We start from the raw sequence: 25,382 nt of genomic DNA on the forward strand, positions 1-25,382 counted from the left end.
GGGTCAGAGGGAACAGTTGACCAGGACCGGCTCGGGATGCAGGGTCACCCCGAAGGCGTCGACGACGCCGTCGCGTACCTCGCGCGCGAGGTCGAGCAGCTGTGCGGTGGTGGCCGATCCCCGATTGGTCAATGCCAGAGTGTGTTTGGTCGACAGGCGGACCGGCGCGTCGAGTCCGGGATAGCCCCGGCCGAACCCGGCACGCTCGATCAGCCACCCGGCTGACAGCTTGATCGACGTCGGGGTGTCATCGGAAGAGACCGGATAGGTCGGAACGGCCACGTCGTCTCCGACGCGCGCCGCGATGCGCTCGAGAACGGCCGGCGCGTCGTCACCCGCGATGATGGGGTTGGTGAAAAACGAACCGGCACTCCAGGTGTCGAAGTCGTCGGCGTCGAGGACCATGCCCTTGCCGCGCCGCAGCCCCAGAACGGCCTCCCGCGCGCCGGCGGCGTCGACCCGATCGCCCGGTTCCACGCCCACCCGGGTCGCGAGTTCGCGGTAGCGGATCGGCTGGCTGGTGCGGTCGTCGTTGAGCCAGAACGACACCGCGACCACCACGAAATCGTTGCGGTGCTTGAGATTACTGGTTCGATAGCCGAGTCCGAGTTCGCCGGGGGCCACCCAGCGCAGGTTGCCCGACCGGCGGTCGAGGACCTGAACCGACCGGAGGACGTCGGCGACCTCGACGCCGTAGGCCCCGACATTCTGTACCGGTGTCGCACCGGCGGCGCCCGGAATTCCGGAGAGGCATTCGAGTCCGCCGTAACCGGCGTCGACGGTCGCGGCGACGAGCTCGTCCCAGCCCACGCCGGCGTCGGCGACCACATGGGTGCGGCCGGATTCGCGACCCGACCCGAACTCGACGCGGCCGCTCGCCAGGACGACCGCGGTGCCGTCGAACCCGTCGTCGGAGATCACGAGGTTGGACCCGCCACCGATGAGCAGGACCGGCTCGGACTGCTCGTCGAGTTCCATGATGGTCTCGACGATGCCGCGGGTGTCCTCGCAACGGACGATCTCGCGGGCGGGCCCGCCCAGGCGCAGGGTGGTCAGCTCGGCGAGGGGCGCGCTCAGCGGCGCCTGCGTGTCGGTCACGTAGTAGACGTTAACCGGCGGCCGGTAGCGTGCACGTCATGGCGAGCAAGCTGCAGCACTCGGTGTCCTATCCCTTCTCCACCGCGCGACTGTGGGCGATCTACACCAACGAGCAGTACTGGCATGACCTGGTGGAGCGGATGAACGCCGGTCACGGGCACGTCGAGAAGGTGACCATCGACGGCGACACGGTGACCGTCCAGATGCAGCAGGGCATCCCCTCGGACAAGCTGCCCTCGGCTGTCACCAAGATCATGCCCGGTGACCTCGGGATTCCGCGGAAGAACACATATCGCCTGGTCGGCGACAAGATCGAGGGCGAGATCCACGCCACCGTCGACGGCGCCCCGGTGCCGGTGAACGTGAACGGCACGGTGATCACCGCGGGTGATCCGGCGACCACCCAGTACGACGCCGAGGTGTCGGTGAACCTGCCGATGTTCGGCGGCAAGATCGAGAAGGCGGTGGTCAGCGAGCTGTCCGGTCTGCTCGACGCCGAGCGCGGACACACCGTCGATTGGGAGGCCGAAAATCCGCTGACGTAGCCTGTCAGCATGGCACGACGGCTCAGCTACTCCGCTCGCTACTCGCATCCGGCGGAGAAGCTCTACCAGGCGCACAGCATCAAGCAGTACTGGGACGACATGATGGCGGGTTTCCAGATGATCTCGCCGCATTGCGAGGTGGCCTCCTTCACCTCCGACGAGACCGGGGTCCGGGTGGTTCTGAAGCAGACCATCGGCCGCGACCAGCTGCCACCGCTCGCGCAGTCGGTGATGATGAAAGACATGGTCATCACGCGTGAGGAGACCTTGGGTCCGTTCGACGCGGACAACACCAAGGGCACCTACAACGCGTCGATCCCCGCGGGTCCGGGCAGCCTCAACGGGTGGCAGGAACTGTTCCCCACCGACAACGGCGGCTGCACCATCCGCAAGACCAGCGAGGCCAAGGTCTTCGTCCCGTTCGTCAACGGCAAGCTCGAGCAGATGATCCTGATCAACCTGGTCGATCTGTTCCGCGCCGAGGCCGAGTACGCCAAGGACTGGATCGACAAGAACTTGTGAGTCGCGCGGTTCGGTCGGCTCGGCCGATCGGCAGGGTGACGCGCGGCACCACGAACATCAACCGCCTCCGGCGGGTGGACCGGTGGATGGCGCACGAGCCCGCCGTGGTGCGCGCGCTCGACGGCCCTCGCCCCCTGGTCGTCGATCTCGGTTACGGCGCCCGTCCCGACACGACCGTCGAGATGGCGGGCTGGCTGCGCAGAGTGAACCCCGACCTGGAGATGGTGGGTCTGGAAATCGATCCTGACCGCGTCGTCGAACCGCGTGCAGGTGTGCGGTTCGCGCTCGGTGGATTCGAACTCGGCGGGCTCGCGCCCCGCGTGGTCCGGGCGTTCAATGTGCTGCGACAGTACGACGAGCACGAGGTCGACGCGGCGTGGGCGCGGATGCGCGCTGCGCTCGCACCCGGAGGGGTGATCGTCGAGGGCACCTGCGACGAGATCGGCCGGCGGTGCGCGTGGGTCCTGCTCGACGCCGACGGCCCCGTCAGCCTGACACTGAGCTGGTCGCCGGAACATGCCGGGCGCCCCTCGGACCTGGCCGAGCGGCTGCCCAAGGCCCTCATCCACCGCAATGTGACCGGCGAGCGAATTCATGACCTGTTGAGCGTGGCCGACCAGTGCTGGGATTCAGCCGCACCGCTGGCCCCCTACGGCCCGCGTGCCCGGTGGCGCCATGCGCAGGGGCTGCTGCGGCAGCGGGGCGTCGACTGTGCGGTGTCGCGCCGGCGGATGGCGGACAACGTCCTGACCGTCCCGTGGGACGTCGTCGCGCCGTAGGGAGCCTGCGGCCCAGTGTCTGTTCGGCCGTGCCGGTTCGACCCGGTGCCGGTTCGCCTCTCGTGCGGGGCATTATTGTTGCGCTATGCGTGTGGCAATGGCCCAGATCAGTTCCACCGACGACCCGGCTGTCAATCTGGCGACGCTGCGTACGGCAACCGAGGAGGCCGCGTCGCGAGGTGCCGAGCTGGTGGTGTTCCCGGAGGCCACGATGTGCCGATTCGGGGTGCCGCTGAAGCCCGTCGCCGAGGACCTCGACGGGCCGTGGGCGCGTGGTGTCTCGGAGGTGGCGGCGTCGGCGGAGGTCACCGTCGTGGCCGGGATGTTCACCCCGTCGGATGACGGCCGCGTGCGGAACACCGTCGTCATCGCGCATCCGGACGGGACACGGCAGGGCTACCACAAGATCCACCTCTACGACGCCTTCGGATTCACGGAGTCCAAGAACGTCGCGGCGGGCTCGGAACTGGTCACCTTCGAGGTCGGCGGCGCCACCGTCGGTGTCGCCACCTGCTACGACATCCGATTCCCGGCGTTGTTCACCAATCTCGCCCGAATGGGCGCCGACGTCGTCGTCGTACCGACGTCATGGGGGGCGGGCCCCGGTAAGCTCCGGCAGTGGGAGCTGCTCTCGGCTGCACGCGCGCTGGATTCGACGACGTTCGTCGTGGCTGTCGACCAGGCGCTTCCCACTGACGACGAGGTCGCATCATCCGGCGCGCCAACAGGCATCGGACACAGCCAAATCACAGACCCATTCGGTACGTTGGTCGCCGTCTACCCGGAGAGCATCCGGGTAGACGTTCACGACCTCGACCTAGAACTGGTCGAAAAGGCCCGTACGCAGCTGGCAGTCCTCGCCAACGAGCGACACCTGCCGGCCGGCGCAGCGGTGGACACCGACGTGCCCCCAACCGGCGCGCGGCCCCGCGAGTCCGAAGACCGAGGACGGAATCCATGAGCGACAACGACACCCCCCGCCCCGATTCTCCTTCCGGGGACACACCTGCCGGGAACACGCCTTCTGGCGAGACCGAGCGCAGGGAAAAACCCGCGGGCGACACCGAGCGCATCGACCCTCCAGCCGGGGAGACTCCGAGGGACGACGCCGCCGCAGACACCCCGAGTGCCGCAGCAGCCCCCAATGCTGCAGACGCCCCGAACGCTCCAGACACGCAGGGCGGCGCAGGCGGTAGGCCGGGAGAAGAGTGGCGGCCGGTCCCGGGTGCGGAGCCGTCGGCCACCGAACAGTTCCCGACGACGCCGATCGCTCCGGGCGCACAGGCGTATTCGAAGGTTCCCCCGTCGGAGGCGGACACCACCGACCTGGGCGGCCACGGACTGGGGGCGCCCGGCACGTCTCAGTTCCGACCCGGCGAGGAGCCGTTCGCATCCGGGCCCATCGAGTCCGGGCCGATCGACGCCCCGGCGGGCGGTCCGGTCATCACCTCGCCGCGCAAGAAGCGGAGTACGGCGAAGATCGTGGCCTTCAGTCTCGTCGGCGTGCTGTTGCTCGTGGTCATCGGCGCGGTGGGCAGCGAGCTGTACCTGCGGAACAAGGTGACGGGCTGTCTCGAGGAGTCGTTCAGCGGTCTGACGGGAGTCCCCACCTCGGTCGAGGTGAGCCGCAAGCCGATCCTGCTGCAGGGGACCGGGGACATCCCCTTCGTCCAGGTCGACACCGACGACAGTGCCGCGGGCGTGCGCCTGCACATGCGTGCCGACGGGATCTCGAGCACCGACAACACCACCGACATCCGCACGCTGACAGGCAACGGCTTCATCCCGTTCGAGCGGATCATCGAGCTGAGCAAGGAACAGGCGGCCGCATCGGGACAGTCCTCCGGCGGCAGCGAGGGCGGTGGCGTCGGGGGCGGCGGCAGTGTCGCAGTCGATCAGATCACCGGCAATGCCGCCGACGGCACCTTCGAGGTGCAGGCCTCGTTCCCGGTGATGTTCTTCTCGGTGCCTGTCTCGGCGACCGTCAAACCGATAAACACTCCCGACGGCCGGGTGGAGTTCAAGGTCGAGAAGGCCAGTGCGCTGGTCTTCGGTATCCCGCCGGACTTCGCACAGCAGATCGTCGACCAGGTGACGACGTCGGCGCTCGGACCGTTCTTCGACGAGGTGCAGGTCGACGGACTCAAGGTCACCGACACCGGCCTCGAGTTCGCGATCAGCGGTTCGGACGTCCAGCTGACCAACGAGATGACCGGCTCGTCGTCGAACGAGGGCGGCTGCTCCATCTGACCAGCCGACTGGGCCCATGTGGTCGGGTAGCCGGTCCACGTTCTCCGATTCAGCGGTGGGTATCGCGCGGCGATACCCACCGCTGAAGCGTTTTCCGGGCACCGTCGAATACCCTTGGCGATGCGCAACGTTGCATTCTCGATGCAATAGCGCTTGTTTGGAGTTCTATTTTCCGGGTGCGGTTCAATCGAATATGTAGCCGTTATCTGCGCATTCACGACAATCATTAGTGTTCAATTAATGATTGTTTGGAAAATAACGTCGCATTCGGGCGGACATTTTCGAAAAGAATGGGTAACGTCGGATACGAGCCGACGCCCCGGGTGAGAGCGGACGGTGTTACACGAACAATCTCACCACTGACGAAGGGACAAACCCATGGCAGACATCATCGAAGGCGGCATCACCGGAGCCATCGAAGAGATCCTCGGCGACCTGGTCACCGGCTCGCTCGGCGGAGGGTCCGAGGAGACCCCCCCGACCACGTAGTCAACGGATTCCTCGAGCCGCCCCGCAACCTCTGTTGCGGGGCGGCTTGCTTTGCCTCAGTTGAAGATCACGGTCTTTCGTCCGTGCACGAGGACGCGGTCTTCGAGATGCCAGCGCAGGCCGCGGGAGAGGACGAGAGTCTCGATGTCGCGGCCCTGTCGGACCATGTCGGCGACGGAATCGCTGTGGTCGACGCGAATCACGTCCTGCTCGATGATCGGCCCGGCGTCGAGGTCGGCGGTGACGTAATGGCAGGTGGCGCCGATCAGCTTCACGCCCCGCGCGAAAGCCTGATGATACGGCCGGGCGCCGATGAAACTCGGCAGAAAGCTGTGGTGGATGTTGATCGCGCGGCCGGCCCAGGCGTCGCACAACTGCGGTGGCAGGATCTGCATGAACCGGGCCAACACCACGGCGTCGGGTCGATAACCCTCCACGATCCGCCCGAGCTCGGCAAAGGCCTCGGCCTTGCGCTCGGAGGCGAAAGGAACGTGGTGGAAAGGGACACCGAAACGCGTCGACAGATCTTCGAGTTCGCGGTGGTTGCCGATGACCGCCCGGATGGTCGCGGGTAGCTCGCCGCGGTGTGCGCGTCCGAGAAGGTCGATGAGGCAGTGGGTTTCCTTGCTCACCAGCAACACCGCGGATTTGGTCTCCCGCGAATCGGTCAGCCGCCACTCGGTCTCGTCGCCGAGCTCCGCGGCGACCTCGGCGGCGAATCTCGCCCGGAGTTCGGTCGCGCTCAGCGACACCGAATCCGTGCGGATCGCCTGGCGGGTGAAGAACCACCCGGTCTCCTCGTCGGAGTGATATGCCGCCTCGGTGATCCAGCCGCCGATGTCGGTGAGGAAGGTCGATATCCGGGCGACGATGCCCGTCTGGTCTGGGCAGCCGAGCGTCAACACATAGCGGTGCTCGGTCTGGTCTGTCGAGGTCGTCTGTCCGGTGGCCACGACTGTCAGTGTGCCAAGCTCGTCGGTGTGACGAACAAGGACCTACGGCGTAGCGACGTCGCTGCGCTCATCGACCACACCCTCCTCAAGCCCGAGGCCACCCGGGCCGACGCCGAGGCCACCGTCGCCGAAGCCGCCCGGCTCGGCGTGTTCGCGGTCTGTCTGTCGCCGTCGATGCTGCCGATCGACACCGGAGAACAGCGGACATGCGTCGTCGCGGGTTTCCCCTCCGGTAAACACCATTCGCTGGTCAAGGCCGCCGAGGCGCGTCTTGCCGTGGACTCCGGGGCGCACGAGATCGACATGGTCATCGACGTCGGCGCCGCCGTGGACGGTCGCTACGACGAGGTGTTCGCCGACGTACTCACCGTCCGCGAGGCGATCGGGGACTCGACGCTGCTGAAGGTCATCATCGAATCGGCCGCGCTGCTGCAGCTCGCCGGTCCCGACACGGTCACGCAGGTGTGCCGGCGAGCCGAGCAGGCGGGCGCGTCGATGGTGAAGACGTCGACCGGCTTTCATCCCGCGGGCGGCGCGAGTGTGGAGGCCGTGGCGCTGATGCGCGCCGCGGTCGGTGCCCGCGTGGGGGTCAAGGCGAGCGGGGGCATCCGGACCGCCGGGTTCGCGGCCGAACTGATCGCCGCCGGCGCCACCCGTCTCGGGCTCTCGGCATCGGCCACCGTCCTCGACGGGTTTCCCGAGTAGCTCGCCGGAGGGGCCGACGCTGCACGCCTCATGCCAGAGCGGCGACCTTCGCCTCGAGTTCGGCCGACACCAGGCTGGCGTTGGCCGCCGCGCCCGCGGACACTCCCTCGCCCATCGCCACCGTCACCATCGCGTGCACGGTGGTGCTGTTGCCGACGGCCCACACGCCGGGTAGTTCGGTCTCGCCCATCGGTCCGGTCTCGATCGATCCGCCCATCGGGCCGTCGGTGAGCGTGCCACCCAGCTGCAGGTAGAGGTCGCCGCGCACGGCGAATCGGGGCGACACGACCACCGCATCGGCGTCGTGCACCGTGCCGTCGGTCAGGAGCACACCGTCGAGGGAGGGGGTGGTCTCGCCGCGGGTGCGGACTCGCTCGACCGGCTGGTCGACGACGTCGATGCCGACCGCGTCGAAATGCGCGCGATCCTCGTCCGACAGGGCGTCGGGGTCATGTGCGATGACCGTGACCTGGTCACTGAGCTGCCTGAACATGAGTGCCTGATGCGCCGACATCGGCCTGGTCGCGATCACCGCGATCCGTGTGCCGCGAACCTCGTAGCCGTGGCAGTAGGGGCAGTGCAGCACGTCGCCACCCCACAGTTCGGCGACGCCGGGGATCTCGGGGAGCTCGTCGACGAGACCCGTCGCGAGAATCAGCCGCCGCGCACTCACCGTCTCGCCTCCGGCGAGACCCAGCGTGAAACGATCGGCCTCCTCGTCGGGGTCACGGCGCGCGTCGACGACGGTGCCGGAGCGGATCTCGGCACCGTAACCGGTTGCCTCCGCGCGGCCTCGGGCCAGCAGCTCGGCCGGTGCGATGCCCTCCTGGCCCAACACGTTGTGCGCACCCGCGGCCGGGCCGTTGCGCGGTTGCCCCGCGTCGATGACGACGACCTTGCGCAGTGATCGGGCGAGCACGGTTGCGGCGCTGAGGCCGGCGGCCCCGCCGCCGACGATCGCTACGTCGTAATCGGTTGTGGTGGTGGAGGTTTCGCGTGAGTCAAGTGCGGTCATGATGCCTCGTTCCGGGAATCGGTGGTGGCGGGGCGCGTCTCGGCGGGCCGAGGTCGGGCAATCCAGATCAGACGCCCGGCGCGCAGGGTCAGGTCGTCGCGCCGGTGCAACGCCGCGGGTCTGGCGGGGTCGACCAGTTCGTCGATGAGGGTCAGGTCGGCAGGTTCGAGGTCATCGGCCAAGCGGTGCCGATACTGGCCGAACCAATGCCGTGCGTACTGCGCGACCGCCTGGCTCGGGCCGTCGCGCTCGACGTGGATGGTCTCGTGGCGGAGCACGTCATAACCGGCATCGTCGAGCGCGTCCGTCCAGTCTACGAGGGCCTCCCAGCCGGCCGTCGCCGAGGCGGAATGACAACGGTCCTCGAGGGCGCGGAGAGCGTCGTCCTCCACGCCGCTCAGGAATTGCGGTACGCCCGCCATCTCGACGATCGCGACGACGCCGTCCGGACCGACCGCCGCCGCGATCTCCCGCAGCAGACTCATCGGATCCGCGACGTGATGCAGCGACATGGCCGCCCACGCCACATCGGGTGAGGCGACCTGGGGCAACCCGTCGTCGAGGTCGGCGACGACGGTGGCCAGGCGCGAGGAGAAACCCGCGGTGCGGGCCCGCTGCTCGATGAGTGCGGTCATCTCGGGCGAGCTGTCGACGGCGGTGAGCCGGGCGTGCGGGAACCTTCGGGCGAGCACCTCGGTGCCGGTGCCGGTCCCCGCGCCGAGATCGACGATGTGGGCCGGGGTGCGCCCGAGTGCGGACTCGATGAGTGTGGCCGCGTCGTCGATATGACTGCCGAGGAGTTCGGCGTCGAGGTCGAGCACGGACGCGAGGTGTGCATGATCCCCGTGCGCGTGGGTGCCGTGCTGATGGGTTGTGTGCCGGTGAGCCTGGGTCATGGACCCGACAGTAGTGCGATGATGCGGTATTGGCATACCCTCTTGCCTATGACGCAAGAACTGGATGTGGTTGTACGCCAGCGCATTCGTGGACTCCGGGTGGCTAAGGGCTGGACGCTCGACGCTCTCGCCGCCCGGTGCTACCTGTCACCGTCGACTCTGAGCCGGATCGAGACCGGTCACCGGCGCGTCGCGCTGGATCAGCTCGTGCCGATCGCACGCGCCCTGGGGACCACCCTGGACCAGCTGGTGGAACCGGCCGACGACACCGATGTGGTCATCCGGCCGCAGCCGCACACCGTCGAGGGCATGACCATGTGGTTGCTGTCCAGGGAGAACACCCCGCAGGGGGTGACCGTCGCGAAGATGCGTTTCGAGCGGGAGGAGCCGGTCGGGGAGCTGCGTGTCCACCCGGGCTGGGAGTGGTTCACCGTGCTGTCGGGGACGGTGAGACTCTGGCTGGGCGACCGTACGATCGTCGTGCCCGAAGGTGATGCCGCGGAGTTCTCCACGATGATCCCGCATGCGATCTGCGCGTACGAGGGACCGGCGGAGGTGCTGTCGATCATGGATCACGCCGGTGAGCGCGCGCACGTGCCCACCGGGGCCGCGAGACCGGGCAGCGCGGATGGTCCTTCCGCACACGACGACGTCTGATGCGCACACCGGGAAGAGGTGCCCCGCCGGTCGGTAGGGTTGATGCGGTGATGAACCCTCAGACCTCGGTGAACCGACGCTCCGTGCTCGCCGCGGCCGGAGTCGGCGTGCTCGGGGTCGCGGTCGCGGCCTGTGCGGGATCCGGCACCGGACCGGGCGAGGACAAGCCCGCCGACCCGACCGTCCGCCTCACCTTCACTCCCGCTCTCGACGCCGAGGCGCCGAGCCCGATCGCCGAGATCTCGGTCCGGGCCGACGACGGATTCCTCAATCCCGACGTGAAGCTGACGAACCCGCGCGGTGTGGTGGTCGAGGGCGCACTCTCACCGGACCGCACCACCTACACCATCGGCGAACCCCTGGGCTACGGCACCGACTACACCTGGAGCGGCACCGCGGTGGGCACCGACGGCAAGGTCGTCCCCGTGGCCGGGACCTTCACCACCCTGGAACCGTCGAGCCAGCTCAACGTCGTGGTCAACATCGGCGACGGCCAGGAGGTCGGCATCGCGGCGCCGCTCATCCTGAAGTTCAACGGGACCGTCGAGGACAAAGCGGCGGTCGAACGCGCGCTGACCGTCACCACGACCCCGCCGACCGAGGGTTCCTGGGCGTGGCTGGGGGAGGACAACGGATCGCGGGTCCACTGGCGTCCGCGCGAGTACTTCGCGCCCGGCACCAAGGTCAACATGGTGGCCAAGCTCTATGGGCTCGATCACGGCGGGGGAGCCTACGGCGCCGCCGACGTGACCAGTGATTTCTCCATCGGCCGCGCACAGGTGGTGAAGGCCGTGGAGTCCTCGCACCGCATCGTGGTGCTCCGCGACGGTGCGGAGCTCATGTCGTTGCCGTGCAGCTACGGCGGCGGTGACCTCGACCGCAACGTCACCCGCTCCGGAATCCACGTGGTGACCGAGAAGTACGAAGAGTTCTTCATGAGCAACCCGGCGGCGGGCTACTTCAACATCCGGGAGCGCTGGGCCGTGCGCATCTCCAACAACGGTGAGTTCATCCACGCCAACCCCGCGACCGTGAACGTCCAGGGCGCCGCGAACGTCACCAACGGCTGCATCAACCTGTCCGAGGCCGACGCCGAACGCTACTTCCGGGAGGCGATCTACGGCGACCCCGTCGAGGTCACCGGGACACGAATCCCGTTGTCGGAGGCCGACGGCGACATCTACGACTGGATCTTCGACTGGGAGACCTGGCAGGGGATGTCGGCGATCAAGGGTGAGGTACGCGAGTCGTCGGTGCCGGCGACACCCCGCGGCGCCCCGACGTCCAACGCACCGACGTCCAACGCACCCGCGCCACGCTGACCCTTCGAGACTCTCGCCGGCTCCCGGGGTCAGCCGGTCTTGATGTTGCGGCGGGCCGATGCCTGGTCGCGCGGCTTGAGGACGATCTGGTCGAGGTTGACGTGCGGGGGGCGTGACGCCACGAATCCGATGACCTCGGCGACGTCGTCGGCGGTCAGCGGGGTGAGCCCCTCATACACGGCGTCGGCGCGTTCCCGGTCGCCCTCGAAGCGCACGAGCGAGAAGTCCGTCTCGACCATGCCGGGTGCGATCTCGGTGAGCCGGACCGGCTTGCCGAGCAGCTCGTAGCGCAAGGTGCGGTGGGTGATCGCCTGCGCGTGCTTGGCTGAGGTGTAGCCGGCGCCGTTGTCGTAGACCTCGAGCGCGGCGACTGAGGTGATCGCGACGATCAGCCCGTCACCCGAGGCGATGAGCGCCGGGATGAGCGCTTTGGTGAGCCGGAGACTGCCCAGCACGTTCGTCTCCCACATCCAGCGCCAGTCGTCGAGGTCGGCGGTGGCGACCGGGTCGAGACCCTTGGCGCCGCCGGCGTTGTTCACCAGCACTGCGACGGTGTCGAGGCCCTCGACGAAAGCGGCGACCGACGCCTCGTCGGTGACGTCGAGTTGCCTGCCCGTACCGCCGATCTCGGCGGCCAGCGCCTCCACCCGATCGACGCGGCGTGCGCCGACCACCACGTGATAGCCCTGCCGGGCGAGCTGACGCGCGGTTGCCGCACCGATGCCGGAGCTGGCGCCGGTCACCACGGCGATGGGTCGGGATTCGGTCGGCTGCGAAGCGGTGTCTGGGCTCATGGGCTCACTCTACGACTCGTCATCGGCGACTCCACGTCGCCTCGGTGGCCGCACCTGCACTGCTACATTCGTCCCATGCGAGGGGGAGTGATCCCGGCGGCGCTGCAACTGACGTCCACTCCGGCGGCCGCGGTGTTGCACGCGATCCGGGTCGGCGGGCCGGTGACACGGGATCAACTCGCTTCGGCGACGGGGCTGTCCCCGGCCACCATCAACCGTCAGGTCCACGCACTCGCCGCGCAGGGGCTGGTCGCCGAGAGGCCCGATCTGGTCGGCCCCAAATCGATTGGCAGGCCGAAGAACCCGCTCACGATCGATCATGACTCGCTGTGTGTGGCCGGGATGCACATCGGTGCCCGGCGAACTGTTCTGGCCATCGCCGACCTCGGCGGGCGGACCCTGCACAGCCATGCGGTCCTCACCCCGACCGGCGACCAGCAGGAGGCGCTCGCACACCTCTGCGGGCTCCTCGCCGAGCTCGTCGCGCGCTTCGGCGGACGCCGCCTGCTGTGGGGCGGCGTCGCCACGGGCGGGGCCGTCGATGCCGAGACCGGTGTGGTGAATCACCGTGTCCTGGGCTGGCATCAACTCCCGGTGGGCGCAACGCTTGCGGCCCGCCTCGGCACTCCGGTATCGGTCTGTGAGCACGTCGAGGCGATGGCCGCCGCCGAGTTGCTGCTCACCCACCCCCGGGACGACACCGGATCGGGGCTGTTCTTCTACGCTCGCGAAACCGCCGGTATGGCAATGACTCTCGAGGGCCGGGTGCATGTCCCCGAACGCGGAGCGGGCACCATCGCGCACCTGCCGGTATCCGCGCCGGTCCTCGCTCCCGGCCTCGCGCGGGTCCGCTTGCAGAACGTGATCGGCGACGATGCCGCGGAGGCGGCCGCCCGGCGCCTGGGCATCGACCCGGCGGACTCGCGCATCGTCGACGAGCGTGCCCGTGTGCTGGGCGAGGCCGTCGCGCTGATCCGCGACGTGATCAACCCCGACACCATCGTCGTGGCCGGCGATGCCTTCGCCGCGCATCCGCGGGGTCTCGCGCCGGTACAGGCCGCCTTCGACGAGGCGACCACCCTGACCTGGCCGTTGGAGATCGCGCCGTCGAGATTCGGTGTGCGCGTGCAGGAGAGTGCGGCGATCGTGGTGGCGCTCAGCGTCATCTATGCGGACCCGGTCGCGGCGGTCGCGACCCTGTAGCGGCGTCGGCGCACACCTGAGGCTGCCACCGGCGCAAGTATCCCCTACGGTGATACCCATGACGCCACGCGATGTGTCCGCGCGACTCGAGGTCAGGGTCGACGACCCGACCGAACTGGAAATGCAGATCGCGGTGGCAAAGCTGCCCGGCCTGCGGGTGGAGGAAGAACTCAAGATCGAGTTCGACGGGCGGTCGTTGACCCCGGAGGAGATCATCGCGCCCCACGGTTCCCGGATTCATCGACTCCGACTCGACCGCGGTCTGCTGACGATCGACTACTGGGCGTCGGTCCTGACGCCTGCCGATCCGTTGCCGGTGGACGTCACCGACCGTTCGATATATCTGCGGCCCAGTCGATACGCCGAATGTGACAAGTTCTTCGGCTTCGCCGCCGGGCAGTTCGACTTCTCGCTGTCCGACGGCGAGATCCTCAATCAGGTGGCGGAGTTCGTCTCGAATCGGCTCAGCTACATCCCCGGCACCAGCGACCCCATCGACGGTGCGGCCGACACGCTGCTGGCCGGCGCCGGTGTGTGCCGGGACTACGCGCACCTCGTCGTCGCGCTGCTGCGTGCACTCAACATCCCGGCCCGTCTCGTCGCGGTGTACGCGCCGGGCTGTTCGCCGATGGACTTCCATGCCGTCGCCGAGGCGATCGTCGACGGTGAGTGGGTGGCCGTGGACGCGACCGGGCTGGCTCCGCGACAGAGCCTCGTGCGGATCTCGACCGGCCGCGACGCCGCCGACACCGCGTTCCTCGACAACCATCGCGGCTCGATCTCGCTGAACTCCTACGAGGTCACCGCCACGGTGCGCGGCAACCTGCCCTACGACGACGGCAGTATGCGCGTCAAGCTCGGCTAGCGGCCCGCTCGGCGACCACGAACTCGAGAACCGACGCGACGTCGTCGGTGTCCTCGATGCGGAACTGTGCGGCGCTGGTACCGGCTCCGACCTTGATGCCGACGTCGCCGGTCTCCGGGTGCAGATGTGCGAAGGCCTTCTCGTCGGTGACGTCGTCGCCGAGGTAGATCACGGCGTCGCAGTCGAGACGCTCGCGCAGGGTGTCGAGCGCATGTCCCTTGCTGGTCTCGATCACGGCGAGTTCGATGACGGACTTGCCCTCGGTGATGTGCACACCCGGCTTCGACGCCGGGCCGGTGCGCACGCGTTCGAGTGCGGTGTCGCCATCGGCGGGGGAGGCGTTGCGTACGTGCAGCACCGTGCTCGCCGGCTTGACCTCGACCGTCGTCCCTGGGAAATCGGCTGCGATGGAGTCCAATTCATCGATCAGTTGCGTCAGCAGTGCGCGTGCGGAGTCGGTGACCTCGACGGCGAAGCCCGACTCGAACTCGCTGCCGTGACTCCCGACCAGGGTCACCGGTGCGACGAGCCCGGACAGGCCGGCCAGGACCGCGCGCTCGCGGCCGGAGACGACGGCCACGGCGGTGTCGGGTAACTCCGCCGCCGCGACGAGAGCGGCGACGGAGGCCGGGTTGGGGACGGCGTCCTCGGGGCGCGACACGATCGGCGAGACACACCCGTCGTAGTCCGACGCGACCAGCAGGCGGGGGACACGCGCCACCGAGGTGAGCGCAGCTCGCAGGCCGTCGGGAATCCCGGTGTCGCTCATCCGTTCTCGTCGGCGAGTTCGGCGTCGACGTCCGTCGAACCAGGATCTGCGTCCGCTCCCGTTTCCGAATTCACCAGGTGCACTCCGCGATTGGCCCATTGCTCGGTCTCGGAGTCGGCGCTGAGTGTGCCGAGGAAGCTCTGCGCCCACTTGGTGACGTCGTGGGTGAGGACCTGCCGGCGCAAGGCACGCATGCGTCGTCTGCCCTCGTGCTCACTCTGGGTCACGGCCGCCTCGATGGCATCCTTCACGCCTTCGAGATCATACGGATTTGCCTGGTACGCCGAGCGCAATTCGGCTGCGGCGCCGGTGAATTCGCTGAGAACCAGTGCTCCGCCGAGGTCGCTGCGGCAGGCCACGTACTCCTTGGCGACAAGGTTCATGCCGTCGCGCAGGGGGGTCACCAGCATGACGTCGGCGGCGACGAAGAACGCGACCAGCTCATCGCGCGGGACCGGCCGGTGCAGATACTGCACCACCGGCCGGCTCACCGTGGCGGAGTAGGTGCCGTTGATGTTGCCGACCAGTTGCTCGATGCCGGCCCGCATCTGGATGTAACTCTCGACCCGTTCGCGGCTCGGGGTCGCGAGCTGGATCATCACGGTGTTCGCGGGATCGAGTCGTTCCTCGGCGAGCATCTCCGAGATGGCCTGGAGCCGGACGTCGATGCCCTTGGTGTAGTCGAGGCGGTCGATGCCGAGCAGGATCGTCTTCGGATTGCCCAGCTCCTTGCGGATCTCGGCGGCGCGCTCGCGGATCTTGCGTGTCTTGGCCAGGGCGGCGAGTTCACCGGAGTCGATGGAGATGGGGAACGCGCCCACCCGCACCGTGCGGAAACCGGCCTGCACCACGCCGAATCGGGAGCGCACGCCCACCGAGCCCTTGCTCGTCGCCTGACCCGCGAGCCGGCGTGCGAGGAAGAGGAAGTTCTGCGCACCGCCGGGCAGGTGGAAACCGATGAGATCGGCGCCGAGCAGGCCCTCGACGATCTCGGTGCGCCACGGCAGCTGCATGAACAGCTCGACCGGCGGGAACGGGATGTGCAGGAAGAAGCCGATCTTCAGATCGGGCCGCAGCATCCGCAGCATCTTGGGGACGAGTTGGAGCTGGTAGTCCTGCACCCACACGACCGCACCCTCGCCGGCCGCCTTGGACGCGGCCTCGGCGAAGCGACGGTTCACCTCGACGTAGGTGTTCCACCACTCGCGGTGGTACTCGGGCTTGACGATGACGTCGTGGTACAGCGGCCACAGCGTGGCGTTGGAGAAGCCTTCGTAGTACTCGGCGATCTCCTGCGTCGACAAGGGCACCGGGTGGATGTCGATGTCCTCGACGTCCGGGTTGTCGTCGGAGTCGGGGATGCCGGACCAGCCGACCCACGCGCCGGTGTTGGCACGCAGGATCGGTTCGAGCGCGGTCACGAGCCCACCCGGGCTGCGCTTCCAGTTGACCGTGCCGTCGGGAAGGACTTCCTTGTCGACGGGCAGACGGTTCGCGACGACGACGAACTCGGCGCCGTCATGAGCGGGCCGGTGTACCTCGCCCGCGGAGTCTGAGGGGGTTGCGTCGGCCACGGTCTCTACCGGTCGCCGGGTCACCGGGTCAGGCGTTCTCGCCCGGTGCGATCCCCAGCATGGCGAACAGCATCCGGCACTCGTCGGCGTCGGTCGCGTAGGCGGCGACGACGCGGCGGGCCGAAGCGGCTGTCTCGTCGGCTACCGGTTCGAGTTCTTCGTCGGGGATGTCGGTGGTCTTCGCGGGCATGGGTTGTCCCCTCGTCGTACGGCTGCGATGTGGTGCGATCCGATCCGCGGTGCGCTGACTCGGCTGTGCGGATCGGGTGGTCATGCGGTGCGGGCGGCCGTGTCCACGGCGCACCCGACTTCGTATTCTACCCGGACATCGACTTGCCTGGGCCCGGGCACTCAGCGACGCGGCGGCTGCCAACGCCTGCCCTCGCGCCCCTCACGCTGGATGAGGAGTCGCCGCAGGCGCCAATCGGGTTTCGGCGGTAGTTGCGGGCGGCGCAGCGAGCGCGCGATGAACTCACCGAGCGTGACACCGGCTGCGAGTGCGCACCCGATGGCCAGTGCGCTGGCTATCCAGGTGAAGCCGTCGAGCGTCTGGTCGCCGAGGATGCCGTACAGACCGCGGTAGACCGCGAGGCCGGGCAGCAGCGGCGTGATGCCCGCGACCGCGACGACCAGCGGCGGGGTGAGTGCGCGTCGTGCGAGCAGACCACCGACGAGTCCCACGAAGGCGGCGGCGAGACCGTTGGCGATGACGTCGCCGACGTCGGTGAAGGTGGCCGACGCCGCGACCGCCGTACCGATGAGGCCGCCGAGGAACGCGACCCACAGGGCGCGGGTCTCGGCATAGCTGGCCAGGGCGTATGCGCAGGCCGCGACCGCGCCGGCGATCACCCGGATGGGAAGCTCGACCACCTCGAAGCTGGTCGTCGTGGTGATCGTCGGCAAGAAGATGCCGCCGGCCTCGAGGATGCGGATGGCCATGCCGACGCCGGCGATGATCCCGCCGGTCATGAGCAGGAGCTCGAAGAATCGGGCGACGCCGGTGATCGGTGCGCCGGTGATGGCGTCCTGCACCGAGCCGACCAGCGACAACCCCGACAACAGGACGACGATGCCTGCGGCGATGACCTGCGACGGCGCGATCGACACACCGAGCTGCTCGGCTGCGCCGAACACCAGGGCGGCCGGGACGACGGCGATGAACCCGCCGGCGACCTGCTGGAAGAAGACCGGGGTGCCGATCCGGTTGAGGCCGCGGTTGACCGTGACGATGACGGCGGTGGTGAGGAAGGCGAGAGCGGCGACGAGGTACTGGCCGCCGAGCAGCACCGAGATGCCCGACGCCATGATCCCCCAGGCAACGGTCGCCACCCAGTGGGGATAGGGGTGCGGCGCGGTGATGATCTCGTCGACCATCTGATGCGCGGTGGACGGGCTGATGAACGAGTCGCGGATACTCCGGATCACCCGGTCGACCTCGGCGAGCCGGGTGAAGTCCATCGAGCGGTAGTACACCTGCTCCATCGTGGTGATCGGCGGCAGCGTCGCGCCGCGCCGTGCGCTCACCACGATGGTGTTGTAGGTGACGTCCACATCGACGTCCTCGAGGCCGTACACCCCGGCGACGAACTTGATCTGCGTCTGGGTGTCGATCGCGCCGGTACCCGAGTCCAGAAGCACCGCACCGATCTTGGTGGCGAGGTCGAGGACCTCGGTGATCGCCGCGACGTCGAACCGCTCGATCGGTTTGCGCGGCGACACCATGATGCTGCCGGGTTCGATCGTGTCGATCGTCGCCTGCCGGGTGCCGGTGAGTCGACGAAGAACAGGGCCGAGGCGTTCGCGCACGCAGACCTCCTCTGTCAGTGGTGAGGTGTCCCCTCGGGATGGAGGCGGGAGGACGAATCAATCCTGACAGGGGGTCGTGACACCTCGTACGAGGGTGCCGTCCGGTCGTCCGGCGATGACGAGTGGACGCCGCGGTTGGGGCACGATGGACCGATGAACCCCGATGAACACGTCAGTTCCCCCGCCCGGCCGACCGGATCGCCGGTGCAGATCAACGGCCCCCGCGACGGTCACACCCGTAGCGCGACGGTGGCTCCGGGAAGCCTGATCTTCACTGCCGGCGCCGCCCCCGTGGACGAGTTCGGCGCCACGGTTGCGCCCGGCAACGTCAGCGAGCAGGCGCGGCAGTGCATGGTGAACCTCGAAACCGCACTGTCGGAGGCCGGCGCTTCGCTGGCCGACGTCGCCAAGGTCACGGTGTTCGTCGCCGAACATCTGCAGGCCGATCTGGTGGTCGCCTGGGATGTGGTGACCGAGTTCTTCGGCGACCACCGGCCCGCCGGGAGTCTGCTGGGGGTCTCGGTGCTGGCCTACGACGACCAGCTCGTGGAGATCGAGGCGGTGGCGGCGGTTCCCGCCTGACCCGGCGGCCGGTAGCCGAGTGCGCGGTCGATATACTCGCGCACGCACGCCTCCTTAGCTCAGTGGTAGAGCACTCGCCTTGTAAGCGAGCGGTCGTCAGTTCAATCCTGACAGGGGGCTCCACCTCGACGGCCGGGTCGCTCGCGACCCGGCCGTCGGCGTCACCAGATGACCGCGAGACCCGCGGCCAGCAGCGACAACGCACCCACCGCCCAGAACAGGGGGCGGGGGACGGGTTCGCCGGTGCGCTTCTGACGCGCACTGCCGATTCCCAGCATCGCGCCGATGGCCACGAGGATGACCAGCTTGATCCCGATCTTCGGGTAGTTGAGGTCGATCCCGGCCGGCCACGGCGCGGCGAGGGCGAGTCCGGTCAGGAACGACAGCAGGATGCCGTAGTCCATCACGCGGGTGAAGCGGAACTCGCGTGCGACCAGTTGGGTCACCCAGGCGCCGAAGGTCACGGCGAAGCCGACGATGTGCAGCAGGATTACGACGTTGCGTAGTACTTCCATGGCGCAGAGCTTACCCATGTGACGCGCCCGAAGGAGCCGACCGACACCGCGCCGGCGGTGGGAGGATGGGCGGGTGGACCAGAACGAACCCGACGCCCCGATCCTCGAACCCGGTACCCCGACCGTCGAAGTCGGGGGCCCCCTCGCCCGTACGGCCGTCGGCACCTTTCGCGGCACCGCGGGCGAACGTGCCGATGTCTGGCGCGGCATCCGGTACGCGCAGGCTCCGGTCGGTGATCTGCGCTGGCGCCGGGCGGTCCCCGTGCCCGCGGCCGACGATGTCCGGGGCGGCGACGGGATCGTCGACGCCCTGACGTTCGGTCCGGTGTGCCCGCAGGAACTCAACCCCGCGATCAAGCTCGGTCCCGATGCCGTGATGGACGAGGACTGCCTGTTCCTCAACGTGTGGACACCGCCCGGGGCATCCGAACACGCCAGAGACGCCGTCGGTCTGCCGGTCATGGTGTGGTTGCACGGCGGCGCGTACGTGCTCGGGTCCGGGTGCCAGCCGTTCTACGACGGCGAGAACCTCGCCGCGACCGGCGATGTGGTCGTCGTGACGCTCAACTACCGGCTCGGTGTGCTCGGTTTCGCCGATCTCTCCTCGATCGATCCCCGCTTCGAGTCGAACGTGGGACTCAGCGATGTGCTCGCCGCCCTGCGCTGGGTGCGCGATCACATCGCCGCATTCGGCGGCGCGCCCGAGCGGGTCACGGTGTTCGGGGAGTCGGCGGGTGCCGGGCTGGTGACCGCGCTGCTGACGATGCCGGTCGCGGAGGGGCTCTTCGGCCGCGCGATCGCGCAGAGCTCGCCGGTGACCTCGATGTACGGCGCCGACCGCGCCGCCCGGGTGGCCGAGCGACTCCTCGCGGCCGCGGGCATCCACCGGGCCGATGCCGTGCGTGGTCTCGAATCCCTCGATGCCGCAACATGTGCCACGTTGACGTCGACTCTGTTCGCCGAAATCCCCACCGAGACACCGGGAACCATAGCTTTCGCGCCGGTCGTCGACGGAGATCTGCTACCCGAGTACCCCCTCGACGTCTACCGCGAAGGCCGTGCGCTGCCGGTGCCGTTGATCATCGGGACCAACCGCGACGAGGCGAACCTCTTCAAGTACATGAAGTCCCCGCTGATGCCGATCACCACCTCCGACATCGAGCGCATGTTCGCCGGTATGGCCAAGGAGTATCCCGAGGTGAAGATTCCGGAACGCGCGCAGGTGCTCTCGGCGTACTCGGGTCTGCGTCCCAAGGTCACCGGACTCGGGGTGGCGCGCGATGTCGCCTTCCGGATGCCGACCCTGTGGCTCGCGCAGGCGCAGGCACGGCATGCGCCGGTCTACGTCTACCGATACGACTGGACCACGCGGATGTTCCGTCTTCTGGGACTCGGCGCCGCGCACGCCACCGAGGTGCCCTACGTGTGGGGCAATCTCGGGTCGGGGTCCCGCGACATCACGTTCCTGCTCGGCGGACGCAAACACGGAGAAGTGGTGTCGGAGCGGATGATGCGTCGGTGGACCGCCTTCGCGCACGGCCAGGGGCCCGACGCCGGTTCGCTCGGTGACCGGTGGCCCACGTATGACACCGGCAACCGCCCGGTGCTCCTCATCGATGCCGAGGATCGCGTGGTGGAGAACCTCGACGGTGATCTGTGGGAGGCGTGGGGCGAGGAGGTTCTGGGTTTCCGGTGACGCGACCGGCGAAACGCATGACGTCATCCACAATTGGCGCGGTGACCCCACGACCCGCCATCACCGACGCCGAGCGCCGGTCCCGGCTCATGCGCCGCACACACCTCGACGCAGGCTTCCGTGCGGCCTCGGCCGTCGAGGTCGCCTCGACACTGGTCGGATTGCACTCCACCACCCCCTCGACCGTCTACCTGTCCGCATGGGCACGCGTCGGTTCGGGGACGGGGTTCGAGCGCACGGATCTCGACGCCGCTCTCTACGACGATCGGTCCCTCGTCAAACACCTCGCGATGCGTCGGACGCTGTTCGCGTTCCCCCGGGACATCCTCGCCGAGGCGGTCGGGGCGCTGGGCCCCCGGATCTCGGCGTCGGAACGCACCAACATGCTCCGCGATCTGCGGCGCAGCCCCGACTTCGACGACCCGGAGGGCTGGATCGAGACCGCCCGCGCCGCCGTCCTCGCCGAACTCGCCAACGGCGACTCCCTGACGTCCACCGAACTGCGGCAGCGGCTGCCGGCACTCGACGGATACTTCACCCACGGCGAAGGCACGGCGTGGGCCGGTCGCGCCCCGATCGGACCGCGCGTGCTGAACATGCTCGACGCCGCGGGTGAGATCGTCCGCGGACCCAACCGGCTCGCCTGGCACCTGTCCCGGCCCGCGTGGACGTCGATGCCGCGATGGCTCGGTGAGTCGTTGCCCCCGATGACCGTCGCCGACGGGCACCGGGCCCTGATCGGGCGTTGGCTGCGCACCTACGGCCCGGGAACCGAGACCGACCTGGTGTGGTGGCTCGGCTCCACCAAGACCGCGGTACGAGCAGCCCTTGCCGGCCTCGAGGCGGTCGCGGTGGACCTCGACGGCGGTGGCGTCGGCTATGTGCTGCCCGACGACCTTCCCGGCGACGCCGACGACACCGCGCCGCGCGAGGCGCAGGCGGCGCTGCTGCCCGAACTCGACCCGGTCACGATGGGCTACAAACAACGCGACTTCTATCTGGGCGGTCACGGCCCGCAGGTGTTCGACACCACGGGAAACGGAGGTCAGACCGCGTGGTGGGACGGCCGGATCGTCGGCGGGTGGTACCGCCGTGCCGACGGGTCGGTCACCGTGCACCCGCTCGAAAGCCTGCCCCGCGACGCCCGCCGGGCGCTCGACGCCCGGGCCGAGGAGCTCGCCGGCTGGCTCGGCGACGAGCCGCTGAAGACCGGGTACCCGGCTCCGTATGCGCGGGGGACTCTCCACGGGCGATGACTTCGGGGCCCGGGCGCGGTCTGACTCTTCAGGGAACTGCCATGCCCGCGCCAGCCATGTCACCGCCAGGAGAGGGCCCGTCATGAGCCAACCGAAACCACCCGTCGTCGATTCGCAGACCTGGGCGGCCGCCCTGGCCGAACTGCGCACCAGAGAGAAGGCGGCGACCCGGGAGCTCGACGCCGTCGCCGCGCAGCGCCGTCGGTTGCCGATGGTCGAGCTGGAGGGCCATGTACTCACCGGACCCGACGGCCCCATCCGCTTCGTCGACATCTTCGACGGCCACCGGCAGCTGATCGTCTACAACCACATGTGGACCGACGGTGCGCAGTTCCAATGTCCCGGCTGCACCGGATTCACCACCCAGTTCAGCCGGCTGGACTACCTCGGCGACTACGACGCCCGCTTCGTCGTCGTCACGCCCGGCCCCATCGAGGAGGCGCTGGCCTACCGGCGCCGCGTCGGCAACCGCATGGACTGGTACTCCTCGGCGGGGACGACGTTCTCCGCGGACGTCGACGCCGCACCGGGCGAGGGCTTCGCGGTCAACGTCTTCCTTCGCGACGGCGATACGGCCTACCGGACCTGGCACACGACCGGCCGCGGCGTCGAACAGCTCGGGTTCACCTTCGGGTTGCTCGACGCACTGCCCTACGGGCGTCAGGAGGAGTGGCAGGACTCGCCCGAGGGCTGGCCACAACGCCCGACCTACTCCGGCTGGCGCGACTCGGAGACGATCGCCGCTGCCTACGGAGATCCGGCATGGTGACCGCAGCTGGAATCCCCGCAGGTCAGACTTCACAGGAATCCCCCAGCCAGATGCCAGACACATACCAGGTCGCCCTGGGAACATGGTGGGGTGAGTGAACCGGCGAATCAGAACGGCACACGCGGGGCGAAGGTCCTGGTGGTCGACGACGAGGAGAACATCCGTCAGCTGCTGTCGGTGTCGTTGAAGTTCCAGGGCTACGAGGTCGAGACCGCCGCCGACGGCCCCGCGGCCATCGACCGGTGTCGCAGCTTCAAACCCGATGTCCTGGTCCTCGACGTGATGATGCCGGGCATGGACGGTTTCGGATTGCTCCGCCGGTTGCGTGCCGACGGGGTCGAGGCGCCCGCGCTGTTCCTCACCGCGCGCGACTCGGTGGAGGACAAGGTCAACGGCCTCACCATCGGCGGTGACGACTACGTCACCAAACCGTTCAGTCTCGAAGAGGTGGTCGCCCGAATACAGGCATTGTTGCGGCGCAGTGGTTTCGGTGAGAAGGAACGGACGTCGTCACGGATCACCTTCGCCGACATCGAACTCGACGACGAGACCCATGAGGTGTTCAAGGCCGGCAAGCTGGTGCCTCTTTCGCCCACCGAGTTCACCCTCCTGCGCTACTTCATGGTCAACGCCGGCACGGTCCTGTCCAAACCCCGCATCCTCGACCATGTCTGGAACTACGACTTCGGCGGCGACGTGAACGTCGTCGAATCGTATGTGTCCTACCTGCGGCGAAAGATCGACACCGGCGAAAAACGCCTGATCCACACTCTGCGGGGGGTCGGCTACGTGATGCGTGAGCCGCGTGACTGACCACGACGACACCGCGGTGGACCGTCCCCGGCCGAACGCTCGTACACGTGGTGTCCCGCTACGGATCTCGCTGGTCCTGCTGACAGTGTTGCTGGTGGTCCTCGGTTTGCTCGCCTCCGGGGTGGCCGTCACCTCGTCGATGCGGCAGGACCTGATCTCCCGTACCGACGAGGGCCTGATCGACGCGGCACGCACCTGGGCCGAGCCGCGCGGGCTCGCCGACGAGTCGCGTCCGGGGCCGCCCGGACCACGCCGCCCGCCGTCGCCCTACTACGTGGAGTCGGTGCTCGACGGGCCCGGCGGGGTGTCCACGTACTACGTCTACAACCAGTTCGACGATACGCCCGACCTCGACGGACTCACCGGGGACGACGTCGGCCCGGTGACGGTGTCATCCGTCGAGTCCGGCGGGCCGTCATGGCGGGTCATCAAGCGCAGCAACAGTTCCGGCCAAACGGTGGTGGCCACGCCGATGTCCGACATCGACGACACGGTCAGCCGGCTGATCCGGCTGCAGCTCGCGATCGGCGCGATCGTGGTGCTGCTCATCGGTGTGCTCAGTTATCTGCTGGTGCGCAACAGCCTGCGCCCGCTGCGCAGGGTCGAGGAGACGGCGCACGCCATCGCCGACGGCAATCTCACGAGACGCGTTCCGCCTGCCCCGCCGAACACCGAGGTGGGGAGTCTGTCGAACTCGCTGAACCGGATGCTCGGCCAGATCCAGCAGGCATTCGCCTCCACCGCTGCCTCCGAACAACAGGCGCGGGCCTCCGAGGAGAGGATGCGACGCTTGGTCGCCGACGCCGGCCACGAACTGCGCACTCCGTTGACCTCGATCAAGGGTTTCGCCGAATTGTATTCGCAGGGAGGGGTTTCCGACGTCGCCGATGCCATGCGCCGCATCAACGAGGAGGCCAACCGGATGAATCTGCTGGTCGAGGACCTGTTGATGCTCGCGCGTCTCGACGCCCAGCGTCCCCTCGGCACCGCACCGGTCGACATGCTCGGTCTTGCCGCCGACGCCGTCAGCGATGCACGCGTGACCGCACCCGGCCGCGACATCCGGCTCGAGGTGGTCGCCGGTGAGCGTCCGCCGGTCGTCTCCGGTGACGCGCCACGTCTGGTGCAGGTCCTGCGCAACCTCATCGGGAATGCGGTGAACCATACGCCCGACGACGCGTCGATCACCGTCGGCGTGGCCGTCGAGGACGGCCCCGGCGACCGGGGCGAGGTGGTGCTGACCGTCGCCGACACCGGTCCCGGGCTGACTCCCGAGGATGCCGAGCACGTCTTCGAACGGTTCTACCGCGGTGAGAAGTCACGTCATCGGGGCGCCGGTGGCGGCAACGGACTCGGCTTGTCGATCGTGGCGGCACTGGTGGCTGCCCACGGCGGGCGCGTCGGCGTCGACACGAGTCCCGGTGCGGGCGCCACCTTCTGGGTCCGTCTGCCGCTGGCGGACCCCGGCGCGGGTTGAGCGCTATCTCCGCTCATCGAGCCGTCGACACC

General features: G+C 68.5%; 26 protein-coding genes and 1 tRNA gene. 17 read left to right on the forward strand and 10 right to left on the reverse strand.

Annotated elements, in window-relative coordinates; translation table 11 throughout:
• Positions 1-3: 3 nt before the first annotated feature.
• A complete protein-coding gene (locus tag H1R19_RS03355) occupies positions 4-1,098 on the reverse strand; it encodes a UDP-N-acetylmuramate dehydrogenase (RefSeq protein WP_219850569.1) in 1,095 nt (364 codons plus the stop codon).
• A 38-nt stretch (positions 1,099-1,136) separates the two neighbouring features.
• On the opposite strand from H1R19_RS03355, the gene H1R19_RS03360 reads away from it, so the two are divergent.
• From H1R19_RS03360 to H1R19_RS03380, 5 genes are all read left to right on the forward strand, one after another.
• A complete protein-coding gene (locus H1R19_RS03360) occupies positions 1,137-1,643 on the forward strand; it encodes a DUF2505 domain-containing protein (protein WP_219850570.1) in 507 nt (168 codons plus the stop codon).
• Positions 1,644-1,652: 9 nt separating this feature from the next.
• Positions 1,653-2,165: a DUF2505 domain-containing protein gene (locus tag H1R19_RS03365; RefSeq protein WP_219850571.1), complete on the forward strand. Its 513-nt coding sequence runs from the start codon at positions 1,653-1,655 to the stop codon at positions 2,163-2,165.
• 86 nt (positions 2,166-2,251) lie between these two features.
• Positions 2,252-2,944 (forward strand): class I SAM-dependent methyltransferase, encoded by a 693-nt coding sequence (locus tag H1R19_RS03370; RefSeq protein ID WP_244970856.1) that lies wholly within the window; start codon positions 2,252-2,254, stop codon positions 2,942-2,944.
• Positions 2,945-3,029: 85 nt separating this feature from the next.
• On the forward strand, positions 3,030-3,905 hold the full coding sequence (locus H1R19_RS03375) for a carbon-nitrogen hydrolase family protein (RefSeq protein WP_188329419.1): 876 nt from the start codon (positions 3,030-3,032) through the stop codon (positions 3,903-3,905).
• Positions 3,902-5,194 (forward strand): hypothetical protein, encoded by a 1,293-nt coding sequence (locus H1R19_RS03380; protein WP_188329420.1) that lies wholly within the window; start codon positions 3,902-3,904, stop codon positions 5,192-5,194. The genes H1R19_RS03375 and H1R19_RS03380 overlap by 4 nt, the downstream gene beginning before the upstream one ends.
• Before the next feature lie 545 nt (positions 5,195-5,739).
• Here H1R19_RS03380 and purU read toward each other — a convergent pair.
• Entirely contained in the window at positions 5,740-6,636 is an 897-nt protein-coding gene (gene purU / locus H1R19_RS03385; RefSeq protein ID WP_188329421.1) for a formyltetrahydrofolate deformylase, read from the reverse strand.
• Between the two features lie 27 nt (positions 6,637-6,663).
• On the opposite strand from purU, the gene deoC reads away from it, so the two are divergent.
• Positions 6,664-7,341 (forward strand): deoxyribose-phosphate aldolase, encoded by a 678-nt coding sequence (gene deoC / locus H1R19_RS03390; protein ID WP_188329422.1) that lies wholly within the window; start codon positions 6,664-6,666, stop codon positions 7,339-7,341.
• A gap of 28 nt (positions 7,342-7,369) precedes the next feature.
• Here deoC and H1R19_RS03395 read toward each other — a convergent pair whose 3' ends face one another.
• Both H1R19_RS03395 and H1R19_RS03400 read right to left on the reverse strand, forming a co-directional pair.
• A complete protein-coding gene (locus H1R19_RS03395; protein WP_188329423.1) occupies positions 7,370-8,356 on the reverse strand; it encodes an NAD(P)/FAD-dependent oxidoreductase in 987 nt (328 codons plus the stop codon).
• A complete protein-coding gene (locus tag H1R19_RS03400; RefSeq protein WP_219850573.1) occupies positions 8,353-9,252 on the reverse strand; it encodes a class I SAM-dependent methyltransferase in 900 nt (299 codons plus the stop codon). Before H1R19_RS03400 ends, H1R19_RS03395 begins: the two co-directional genes overlap by 4 nt.
• A gap of 48 nt (positions 9,253-9,300) precedes the next feature.
• Here H1R19_RS03400 and H1R19_RS03405 point away from each other — a divergent pair, with 48 nt between their 5' ends.
• The gene (locus H1R19_RS03405; protein ID WP_188329425.1) at positions 9,301-9,909 is read left to right on the forward strand and encodes a helix-turn-helix domain-containing protein; all 609 of its coding nucleotides are present in this window, start codon (positions 9,301-9,303) and stop codon (positions 9,907-9,909) included.
• 50 nt (positions 9,910-9,959) lie between these two features.
• The gene (locus H1R19_RS03410) at positions 9,960-11,231 is read left to right on the forward strand and encodes a L,D-transpeptidase (protein ID WP_188329426.1); all 1,272 of its coding nucleotides are present in this window, start codon (positions 9,960-9,962) and stop codon (positions 11,229-11,231) included.
• A gap of 29 nt (positions 11,232-11,260) precedes the next feature.
• Here H1R19_RS03410 and H1R19_RS03415 read toward each other — a convergent pair whose 3' ends face one another.
• Entirely contained in the window at positions 11,261-12,025 is a 765-nt protein-coding gene (locus H1R19_RS03415) for an SDR family NAD(P)-dependent oxidoreductase (protein WP_188329427.1), read from the reverse strand.
• A gap of 75 nt (positions 12,026-12,100) precedes the next feature.
• Here H1R19_RS03415 and H1R19_RS03420 point away from each other — a divergent pair, with 75 nt between their 5' ends.
• Both H1R19_RS03420 and H1R19_RS03425 read left to right on the forward strand, forming a co-directional pair.
• On the forward strand, positions 12,101-13,228 hold the full coding sequence (locus H1R19_RS03420; RefSeq protein ID WP_219850574.1) for an ROK family transcriptional regulator: 1,128 nt from the start codon (positions 12,101-12,103) through the stop codon (positions 13,226-13,228).
• Between the two features lie 58 nt (positions 13,229-13,286).
• Complete coding sequence (locus H1R19_RS03425; RefSeq protein ID WP_188329429.1) at positions 13,287-14,093, forward strand: transglutaminase-like domain-containing protein; 807 nt, start codon at positions 13,287-13,289, stop codon at positions 14,091-14,093.
• Here H1R19_RS03425 and otsB read toward each other — a convergent pair.
• From otsB to H1R19_RS03445, 4 genes are all read right to left on the reverse strand, one after another.
• Positions 14,080-14,862, reverse strand: a complete 783-nt coding sequence (gene otsB / locus H1R19_RS03430; protein WP_188329430.1) for a trehalose-phosphatase — start codon at positions 14,860-14,862, stop codon at positions 14,080-14,082. The two genes, H1R19_RS03425 and otsB, sit on opposite strands and share 14 nt — an antisense overlap.
• Positions 14,859-16,436, reverse strand: coding sequence for an alpha,alpha-trehalose-phosphate synthase (UDP-forming) (locus H1R19_RS03435; protein WP_188329431.1), 1,578 nt, complete (start codon positions 16,434-16,436; stop codon positions 14,859-14,861). Before H1R19_RS03435 ends, otsB begins: the two co-directional genes overlap by 4 nt.
• A gap of 28 nt (positions 16,437-16,464) precedes the next feature.
• Positions 16,465-16,626: a hypothetical protein gene (locus tag H1R19_RS03440; RefSeq protein WP_188329432.1), complete on the reverse strand. Its 162-nt coding sequence runs from the start codon at positions 16,624-16,626 to the stop codon at positions 16,465-16,467.
• A 161-nt stretch (positions 16,627-16,787) separates the two neighbouring features.
• On the reverse strand, positions 16,788-18,242 hold the full coding sequence (locus H1R19_RS03445) for a threonine/serine exporter family protein (protein WP_188329433.1): 1,455 nt from the start codon (positions 18,240-18,242) through the stop codon (positions 16,788-16,790).
• Between the two features lie 153 nt (positions 18,243-18,395).
• Here H1R19_RS03445 and H1R19_RS03450 point away from each other — a divergent pair, with 153 nt between their 5' ends.
• Entirely contained in the window at positions 18,396-18,824 is a 429-nt protein-coding gene (locus tag H1R19_RS03450) for a RidA family protein (protein WP_188329434.1), read from the forward strand.
• Positions 18,825-18,872: 48 nt separating this feature from the next.
• Positions 18,873-18,947 (forward strand) — tRNA-Thr (locus tag H1R19_RS03455).
• Between the two features lie 38 nt (positions 18,948-18,985).
• On the opposite strand, the gene H1R19_RS03460 is transcribed toward H1R19_RS03455, so the two are convergent.
• Positions 18,986-19,339: a Fe-S protein gene (locus H1R19_RS03460; RefSeq protein ID WP_188329440.1), complete on the reverse strand. Its 354-nt coding sequence runs from the start codon at positions 19,337-19,339 to the stop codon at positions 18,986-18,988.
• Between the two features lie 100 nt (positions 19,340-19,439).
• Here H1R19_RS03460 and H1R19_RS03465 point away from each other — a divergent pair, with 100 nt between their 5' ends.
• From H1R19_RS03465 to H1R19_RS03485, 5 genes are all read left to right on the forward strand, one after another.
• Positions 19,440-21,035 (forward strand): carboxylesterase/lipase family protein, encoded by a 1,596-nt coding sequence (locus H1R19_RS03465; protein ID WP_244970952.1) that lies wholly within the window; start codon positions 19,440-19,442, stop codon positions 21,033-21,035.
• 41 nt (positions 21,036-21,076) lie between these two features.
• The gene (locus tag H1R19_RS03470; protein ID WP_219850576.1) at positions 21,077-22,291 is read left to right on the forward strand and encodes a winged helix DNA-binding domain-containing protein; all 1,215 of its coding nucleotides are present in this window, start codon (positions 21,077-21,079) and stop codon (positions 22,289-22,291) included.
• Between the two features lie 82 nt (positions 22,292-22,373).
• Positions 22,374-23,060, forward strand: a complete 687-nt coding sequence (locus H1R19_RS03475; RefSeq protein ID WP_188329443.1) for a DUF899 domain-containing protein — start codon at positions 22,374-22,376, stop codon at positions 23,058-23,060.
• A gap of 90 nt (positions 23,061-23,150) precedes the next feature.
• Positions 23,151-23,873: a response regulator transcription factor gene (locus H1R19_RS03480; protein ID WP_188329444.1), complete on the forward strand. Its 723-nt coding sequence runs from the start codon at positions 23,151-23,153 to the stop codon at positions 23,871-23,873.
• A complete protein-coding gene (locus H1R19_RS03485) occupies positions 23,866-25,350 on the forward strand; it encodes a sensor histidine kinase (RefSeq protein WP_244970857.1) in 1,485 nt (494 codons plus the stop codon). The genes H1R19_RS03480 and H1R19_RS03485 overlap by 8 nt, the downstream gene beginning before the upstream one ends.
• Positions 25,351-25,382 lie beyond the last annotated feature (32 nt).

Source organism: Gordonia jinghuaiqii, assembly GCF_014041935.1.
GTDB lineage: Bacteria > Actinomycetota > Actinomycetes > Mycobacteriales > Mycobacteriaceae > Gordonia > Gordonia jinghuaiqii.

Bases quoted from the DNA above. Each gene is read 5' to 3' on its own strand.
- H1R19_RS03440 (WP_188329432.1), bottom strand. From the start codon at position 16,626: ATGCCCGCGAAGACCACCGACATCCCCGACGAAGAACTCGAACCGGTA.
- H1R19_RS03460 (WP_188329440.1), bottom strand. From the start codon at position 19,339: ATGGAAGTACTACGCAACGTCGTAATCCTGCTGCACATCGTCGGCTTC.
- H1R19_RS03375 (WP_188329419.1), top strand. From the start codon at position 3,030: ATGCGTGTGGCAATGGCCCAGATCAGTTCCACCGACGACCCGGCTGTC.
- H1R19_RS03360 (WP_219850570.1), top strand. From the start codon at position 1,137: ATGGCGAGCAAGCTGCAGCACTCGGTGTCCTATCCCTTCTCCACCGCG.
- H1R19_RS03410 (WP_188329426.1), top strand. From the start codon at position 9,960: ATGAACCCTCAGACCTCGGTGAACCGACGCTCCGTGCTCGCCGCGGCC.
- H1R19_RS03405 (WP_188329425.1), top strand. From the start codon at position 9,301: ATGACGCAAGAACTGGATGTGGTTGTACGCCAGCGCATTCGTGGACTC.
- H1R19_RS03370 (WP_244970856.1), top strand. From the start codon at position 2,252: ATGGCGCACGAGCCCGCCGTGGTGCGCGCGCTCGACGGCCCTCGCCCC.
- otsB (WP_188329430.1), bottom strand. From the start codon at position 14,862: ATGAGCGACACCGGGATTCCCGACGGCCTGCGAGCTGCGCTCACCTCG.
- H1R19_RS03400 (WP_219850573.1), bottom strand. From the start codon at position 9,252: ATGACCCAGGCTCACCGGCACACAACCCATCAGCACGGCACCCACGCG.
- H1R19_RS03415 (WP_188329427.1), bottom strand. From the start codon at position 12,025: ATGAGCCCAGACACCGCTTCGCAGCCGACCGAATCCCGACCCATCGCC.
- H1R19_RS03425 (WP_188329429.1), top strand. From the start codon at position 13,287: ATGACGCCACGCGATGTGTCCGCGCGACTCGAGGTCAGGGTCGACGAC.
- H1R19_RS03475 (WP_188329443.1), top strand. From the start codon at position 22,374: ATGAGCCAACCGAAACCACCCGTCGTCGATTCGCAGACCTGGGCGGCC.
- H1R19_RS03380 (WP_188329420.1), top strand. From the start codon at position 3,902: ATGAGCGACAACGACACCCCCCGCCCCGATTCTCCTTCCGGGGACACA.
- H1R19_RS03420 (WP_219850574.1), top strand. From the start codon at position 12,101: ATGCGAGGGGGAGTGATCCCGGCGGCGCTGCAACTGACGTCCACTCCG.
- H1R19_RS03450 (WP_188329434.1), top strand. From the start codon at position 18,396: ATGAACCCCGATGAACACGTCAGTTCCCCCGCCCGGCCGACCGGATCG.
- H1R19_RS03395 (WP_188329423.1), bottom strand. From the start codon at position 8,356: ATGACCGCACTTGACTCACGCGAAACCTCCACCACCACAACCGATTAC.
- H1R19_RS03365 (WP_219850571.1), top strand. From the start codon at position 1,653: ATGGCACGACGGCTCAGCTACTCCGCTCGCTACTCGCATCCGGCGGAG.